Source organism: Helicobacter heilmannii (genome assembly GCF_001283065.1).
GTDB lineage: Bacteria > Campylobacterota > Campylobacteria > Campylobacterales > Helicobacteraceae > Helicobacter > Helicobacter heilmannii.
Genome location: NZ_CDMK01000003.1, coordinates 28,909 through 35,738 on the forward strand (window position 1 = coordinate 28,909; position 6,830 = coordinate 35,738).

6 protein-coding genes and 2 pseudogenes are annotated in these 6,830 nt (G+C 40.9%); 1 reads left to right on the plus strand and 7 read right to left on the minus strand.

What is annotated here, in order from left to right; all coding sequences use genetic code 11:
- Together AOG36_RS09275 and AOG36_RS06675 are read right to left on the minus strand one after the other, a co-directional pair.
- On the minus strand, positions 1-157 hold a 157-nt coding region (locus AOG36_RS09275), incomplete at its 3' end, for an outer membrane family protein (protein WP_162200206.1).
- A 111-nt stretch (positions 158-268) separates the two neighbouring features.
- Positions 269-1,033, minus strand: a pseudogene (locus AOG36_RS06675) (HpaA family protein).
- Between the two features lie 191 nt (positions 1,034-1,224).
- Between AOG36_RS06675 and crcB the strand changes: the two are divergent.
- A pseudogene (crcB, locus tag AOG36_RS06680) lies at positions 1,225-1,600 on the plus strand (fluoride efflux transporter CrcB).
- A 415-nt stretch (positions 1,601-2,015) separates the two neighbouring features.
- On the opposite strand, the gene edd reads toward crcB, so the two are convergent.
- The 5 genes from edd to AOG36_RS06695 form a co-directional block, all read right to left on the minus strand.
- Positions 2,016-3,809 carry a phosphogluconate dehydratase gene (gene edd, locus AOG36_RS06685; protein WP_084815812.1) on the minus strand — a complete coding sequence of 598 codons (1,794 nt, stop codon included), beginning with the start codon at positions 3,807-3,809 and terminating at the stop codon, positions 2,016-2,018.
- 520 nt (positions 3,810-4,329) lie between these two features.
- Positions 4,330-4,620, minus strand: a complete 291-nt coding sequence (locus AOG36_RS06690) for a hypothetical protein (RefSeq protein WP_015106678.1) — start codon at positions 4,618-4,620, stop codon at positions 4,330-4,332.
- Between the two features lie 947 nt (positions 4,621-5,567).
- The gene (locus AOG36_RS08720) at positions 5,568-5,732 is read right to left on the minus strand and encodes a hypothetical protein (RefSeq protein ID WP_156295982.1); all 165 of its coding nucleotides are present in this window, start codon (positions 5,730-5,732) and stop codon (positions 5,568-5,570) included.
- 57 nt (positions 5,733-5,789) lie between these two features.
- Positions 5,790-5,918 carry a hypothetical protein gene (locus AOG36_RS09280; protein WP_015106681.1) on the minus strand — a complete coding sequence of 43 codons (129 nt, stop codon included), beginning with the start codon at positions 5,916-5,918 and terminating at the stop codon, positions 5,790-5,792.
- A gap of 132 nt (positions 5,919-6,050) precedes the next feature.
- Positions 6,051-6,245 carry a hypothetical protein gene (locus AOG36_RS06695; RefSeq protein ID WP_015106682.1) on the minus strand — a complete coding sequence of 65 codons (195 nt, stop codon included), beginning with the start codon at positions 6,243-6,245 and terminating at the stop codon, positions 6,051-6,053.
- Positions 6,246-6,830: the final 585 nt, after the last annotated feature.

Sequence of the window (6,830 nt, forward strand, 5' to 3'; positions counted from 1 at the left end):
TGGGGTAAAGTCCTTTGTCTGTATTGATGGGAGCATTGTTAAAACCGATGCGCGAGAACGAGCCCACCCGCCCTGAGATTTTGTAATCTAGGGCTTGCAGGTGGATGGCAATTAGAAGCACAGCTAAAACTCTGGAAGTCGGGCATTCGGGAGTCAAGAAAGCTCCTTGGAAAAAACTAGAGAAGAAAGGACATTTTAGGGAATCTTTTAGGGAAGCCTAAACAGACTCCAGGAAAACAGAGCCTAGAGCCCATTCTTCATAAAAATTTTAGTGACCTGTTTTCTTGATCTGCTCAATCGCATCTTTGAATTGGTTAAGCTTGTCATCCGTGAGCTCAGAAACCAGTTTTTTCATCACGATCACATACATGCTATTGGTGATTCTGCGGATCGCATCATCGTTATTTTTGTCTAGCTCATCGTGGCTTGTTCCCTCGTTTCCTAGAAAACCGCCCGAGTCTGTGGTTTGGTAGGTGTAGGTTTTGGTGATGGCTTGTTCCGTCCCCACTTCTACTCCAAAGTTGTGGACAATGCGCCCTGTTTCTGGTTCGTAGAGCTTAAACCACACCGATCCCGAGCTTTGATCCACCATCACATCCATGTTGGTGCTCTTTGGATTGTCGGTGTTCATTTTGATGTCTTCTAAGATGCCTACCCAACCCCCAATATCTAGAACAGACCATATTTTGTGCTTTTGTTCGGGTGTAAGAGCTTTAGCATTTGTAGCATGCACAACCTGGTAACCCATTCTTTGAAAAATGTCTTGAATTTGCTTGGCTAAGGCATCTTGGAATTGATCAAGATAAGGCTGGAGATTGCCACTCACCTGTATGTGAGGATCTAAGAGAGCGATGGTGCGGCCATTAGAAGGTTCTTGTTGGGCACTAATAGGGTAGTTAAAGTCAAGAGGAGTGAGTCATTCTCCCTTCTTAGGCAATACATGCTTTTTTACCTTATTGCTACCGCTACTGCTAGAGGAGTTAGCTTTCACCTCACTGATAGAACAACCCGAGATGATAAACGCTATACCCACTCCTACCTATAGACAACCCTTTGTTATTTTTCGCATGGAAATTCCTTAAGAAAAAAACTGACGAGATAGAACAACATGGTTTTACAATAAAATTTATTAAAAAACTTGGAATTCAACAAAAAAACTAAGAAAACTCTTCAAAATGTGTTAGGATTTTAAAAGGTCTTCAAAAGGTCAGCCATACACTTGATATTTTATTAGCCACTCTTGGTGGGGCGATTGGAGTCACTTTGCACTATTTTGTAGGTAAAATCACTCCCCGCGCTTTTTTAATATGGGAGAGCTTTTCTTCAGGTACTTTAAGTGTGAATCCGATCGGGCGTTTTATGATTGGATTTGCAGGACATTTAGCTATCAAGTCATCTTAGGTGATAAAATGAATGTGTGCTTCATCACGGGGTTTTTAGGCAGATTCACCACTTTTTCCTCCTTTGGACACACTCTAAAACTCTTGCAAAAACAAGCGATCACAGAAGCCCTAGTCTATATTTTTTGAGCAATATTTTGGGTCTGTTGCGCGTTGCTTTGGGGTGGGAACTGGCTAAACTTGTACATTGGTCTCATTAATGAAGCAAAAGCCTAAAAACGACGATTAGTCTCTCTACACAATTCCCAAGCAAGGGTATCTTTTCGTGTCAATCTAAGCAAGATTGTATTGATCTATCAAACACATGGGATTTTTAGATAAACTACGCTCACCTAGTTGTAGCCCAGGGGCATTTTAATTGCAAAGGAGACACAATATCACATCATACTGATGAATGTTGCCATGAACACGAAGGACATGCAGAACACGAAGAACACCATCATCACCATGGGGTTGAACCCCCATGGGCTCAGGAGCACCAAGCCTAGCTTTCATCTCCTGCTATGCCTGGGCATTCCAACTTTCTACCCGCGATTTTTTAATCCGTAGTTTTTATGTGTTTTTAACTAAGGTAGCGCACACAGCACACGCATCCTTAGCTAAATAAACCTAGCCTTACACTCCAAAGCTGCCCGCTCCAGTTTCTGTGTTGCTTGCTAAGAGTCTAAAACCACAGAAGAGCTCGCGCCCACTCCCAAACACTTCGCGCATTAAAGGTTCTGAAGGCGCGCGCGTTTCCCACTCTTTTTCATCCACTAAAGCTTGCAAAATCCCCTTTTTAGCATCTAAGAGGAGCATGTCTCCGTCTCTAATTTTAGCAATCCCTCCACCAAGTAAGGCTTCAGGAGTGACATGGATAGCAGAGGGGACTCTACCAGCACCTCCAGGTACACGCCCATCAGTAATTAAAGCCACTTTAAACCCTTGGTTTTGCAGAGAACTTAAAATAGGGGTGAATTGGTGCAGTTCTGGCATCCCATTAGCTCTAGGGCTTTGGTAGGGTAACACTGCAATAAAGTCCCTTTGAAGCTCTTTGTTGTTGAAACGATCGATTAAGTCTTGTTGGGATTCAAAGATGATCGCAGGGGCTTGGACAACTAGGTGCTCTTCTTTGAGAGCTGAAACTTTGATCACTGAACGGCCGATATTGCCTGTTAAAATTTTAAGTCCCCCATTGGGTGCAAATGGGCGATCCACTCCTCTAATGATCCCTGTGTCTTGGCTAACCTGTACTCCCTCTCGATAAACCACTTTGCCATCAATTAAGAAAGGGTTTTTTGTATAAGCCTGTAACCCTGGACCCACAATGGTGTCACAATCTTCGTGCAAAAGTCCGGCATTGAGCAATTCACGCACCACAAGAGCTAACCCTCCAGAGGCTTCAAATTGATTCACATCTGCTTCACCATTAGGATACATTTTTGTTAAGAGAGGGGTAATGTTAGAGATAGCATTAAAGTCGTCCCAGTTAATGATAATCCCAGCGGCTCTAGCAATGGCAATGAGATGAATGGTTAGGTTGGTAGAACCCCCTGTGGCCATCAAGCCCACCATTGCATTGACAACACTCTTTTCACTAACGATCTCTCCAATGGGTTTGGGTGTCTTGGTGGCCATTAAAGTAGCAGCCTCATGGACCAAGGCTTTTCTAAGAGAGGTGTTGGGATTGATAAAGGCGGAATTGGGTAAGTGTAAGCCCATCAACTCAACCACCACTTGGTTAGAATTGGCTGTGCCATAGAAAGTACAAGTACCCGGAGAGTGGTGGAATTTCATTTCACTCTCTAATAAAATCTCTCTAGAAACCTTGCCTCGAGCAAAGAGCTCGCGTACTTCGGCCTTTTGTACATTAGCTAGACCACTAGTCATAGGACCAGAGGGTACAAAGATAGCGGGTAAATGTCCAAAACTCAGTGCCCCAATTAAAAGTCCAGGAACAATCTTATCACAGACCCCTAAGTAAAACGCCCCATCAAAGATATTGTGTGAGAGGGCAATGCTTGTGCTCATAGCAATCACATCACGGGAGAAAAGATTAAGTTCCATCCCCTCATAGCCCTGTGTGATCCCGTCGCACATAGCGGGCACGCCTCCAGCAAATTGGGCAAATGCATTGTGTTTAAGTAAGGTCTCCTTAATCCAGTCAGGATAATGCTTAAAGGGCTGATGGGCAGAAACGACATCGTTGTAAGCAGAAATAATGGCGTAGTTGGGCTTGTCGTTGTCCTTAATCCTAGTCTTGATATGATCGGGCAAGCTTGCGTAGCTATGGGCCAAGCTCACACAACTTAAATCCTTGCGTTGGATTTTACCTCGAGCTTTGGCAATGCGTTGTAGGTAGGCTTGTCTAGTTGCATGGCTTCTTTCAATGACACTTTTTGTAATGTCTTCTAGGGCTTTTTGGGGCATTTCCATCTCCGTATCGTGTATGGATTTTGTGCGTATCAAAAAACATGCTATTTTACAACAGAATTTTGTTTTATAGATTAAAAAGTGAGTACACAGCGATGTTTTTCCCAATGTTTTTTGCTTTATTCTTAAAAATTTTTGATCAATTAATCCATATTTGATCTCAGCAGATTTTTATGTGTTCTACGCTGCAATCCGCGCATAATTCGTAAGGCGGACCCTCGCCAGCCGGTCACTTGTTAAAAATGGCTAGCGTACTCCAATAAATCTTGACCAAAGCAAATCTTGACTAAAGCTTGCTATTAGGTTATCTAAGAATTTTTCTACGAATTTTTCTATTTTATTTGTGTGTATCCCTATAGAGATGTTTAGAATTTTTGTTGCCAATCTTGGGTAGATTTTGCCATCTTCTCCTATTCTTGTTTTTGTGATGTTATCACAATGGTAACAGCAGTTGCGTATAGTATGGAATAAACTTCAAGCAATGATGACTTTGTTGTAGTTACTTAGGTAACCCTTCTCACCATGATGAAAATTTTTCTTTTTTATGGTTTGGATCGTAGTGTTTGAATTGGATTTTATCTGCATTAAAAACGCGTGCAAACAACCCTTCTTGTTTGATGATATGGATGACCGTACCTAGAGTCATTTTAGAGAGATAGCTATCGTTACTAAGAATTGTTTCTCCACTACTTTTAAGGACCTCTTCTCTTACTTGGAGCACACGAGGGTCTGTAGAACTATTGATATAATCTCCATCTTTGGCACTGAGCAAATGGTTTAAAGAATTGTGTAGGGCAATCTCTATCAACGCAATTTTATATGTGTATTTGCCTATGCGTTTTAGATTCTCTAGGTGTGCTTAAATCTCCACTATAAGAATCTAAACGCCTCTTAGACAGCAAGATTTTTTATCCATTACGCTTTTTAACTTCATTTCTCTAATCCTTTTCTCCACTCTTGGTACATTCAGCTTGTTTTACTGTGGGTGTGTCTTTGATGCCTTTCTTAGGCTTTACCCCTTGACTTTTTAGTTCTTTGGGCTTTAAGACACCCTTAGACTTTCTTATTATCCTTGTGTGCCTTAATCCTTGTGTGCCTTATGGAGCTCTGCTGAAAATATTTTTTTATTCTTATTAGGCAAGGCTAAATATGTTTGTCCATCTCACTTTTGCTCTTGCTCTTGCTTTTAGATTGCTTTCACCTGCATTAAAGCTTTAAGCAAAGCCTCTTTAAGGTTGCCAAAGCCACTAAAAGCCATTTGTGCCATTACTTCTAGTTCTCTTGAAGTTCTCTTGCCACCTCTTGAGCTAGTCTTGCCTATTTAGACAATTATTGCATGTGGCATACATATGCGTTATGTATTGCCCACCAGTGTCTCCAAAGCCCCCAAGTCGCCTTGAGTGTTCTCTAATCTTGCCCTTTATCCTTTAAATCTCTGTTTTTTATGGTTTGCAAATCGCTCTGTGTGGTTTCTAGTGTGGTTTTTGGTGGGCTAAACAACATCTTTATTAACCAAATCCCCTCCCCTTGCCTTGTTGGTTGGCAAAGATTTTTCTAAGTTTATCTTTAGCTGTGTAGTTATGGCAACTTGCTCGTTTAATTGTATCTGCGTGTTTATAAGCTCTGTCCATAATCTGTTCTGCTCTCTTTGTAAATCATATTTTCATGTTTACAAGTTCTCAACTTGACTTTTAAGCTCTGTAATATGAGCTTCTTATACATTATGCTGTACCCTCAAAGTATAGATTGGCGTTTCTAAGCTTGAAGCTTAGTGTTCTTATCCTCAAGGTTTTTAATCTTTTTATCACTTTCTTTTAGCTCCGTTGTAAATTTCAAGGTTTTGTCCTTATGTTGGGCATCCCTTTGTTTGTCTATATACATCGCTGTTCTTAAACTCTTCAGCGAGCTTGCTGATGCCATTTTCTAGCCCTTTTATCCCTTCTAGCAAAGCTCTAGCAAAGCTTGTATTCCCATTCCCTAGTTTTCCATCTTGGTAATAATGAGTTTGAGTCCTTTATTGAAGCTTTTTTCAATCTCGCTCATGTGTTGTTTTAAAAACCTATCTCGTCTGTCTTTAGCGATATTTTCAAAGTATTTTTGGCTCATTACATCTTTAACCCCCATTCCAAATAATTTTGCCATAGCGTTGATTGTGGAGAATTTCCCTGCAAGCAAATCATCTGCAAGGGCTGCTAGGTATGCGTGGTATTTTGCTTTCTCTTTCTCACTATCCTTTTTTCATTGGATCACGGCTTCAATTTCTGCTCCTTTCTCTGCTTGGAGTTTCTTTAACATAGGATTAATGACTTGATCCACAAATCTTTGCAATAGGTCTTTTACCTTGTCTGCATACTCTTGTAATTTGACTTCTTTGTCAATCTTCCTTGCCATCTTTTCTAGTTTTTTAGTGTGCTCTTGTTTGAGTTCTTGCACTTGCTTTGGGTTTAGGTAGTCTTTGTATTGTTCTTTAGCGTTCTTTAGCCTCTTGCTCTATCTGTGTAATGCGCTTCTTTAATCCGTAATGCTAAGCCCCTCCTCTTTCAAGGCTCTTAAGGCTTTATAGTCCTCTTGTGTAAAAAGTTTGAGATCACCCAAACCCTGATTAACGGCAATCATTTGCTTTTTCACACTTTCAAGCAAGGGTTTAGCTTCTTTTATGGTGAGTTTCTTGTTTTGTTTATCTTGTGAGGCAAAGATGGCAACAAGGTCTATGAGCGTGGTTTCTAACTCTTTCTTGCTGTCTTTGAGTTCTTGGTTCTCTTGGGTTAAAGTGGTGTTGTCTTGTTGTAGTGTGGCGTTGGCTTGCTCTAGGTCAGTCTTTTCTTGTTTAAGGGTGTTTAACTCTGTTTGGGTATTCTTGGCACTTGTTTGTAAGTCTTGGATTTGTTTTTGTAGGCTGTAACTTCTTTGACAAGTGAATTATTGCTATTTTGTAGGATTGCATTGTTGTTCTCTAATTCAATTCACTTGGCTTTTTCTTTCTCCATAAGTTGTGCGTAAACTCTAGGCTCGATGCGT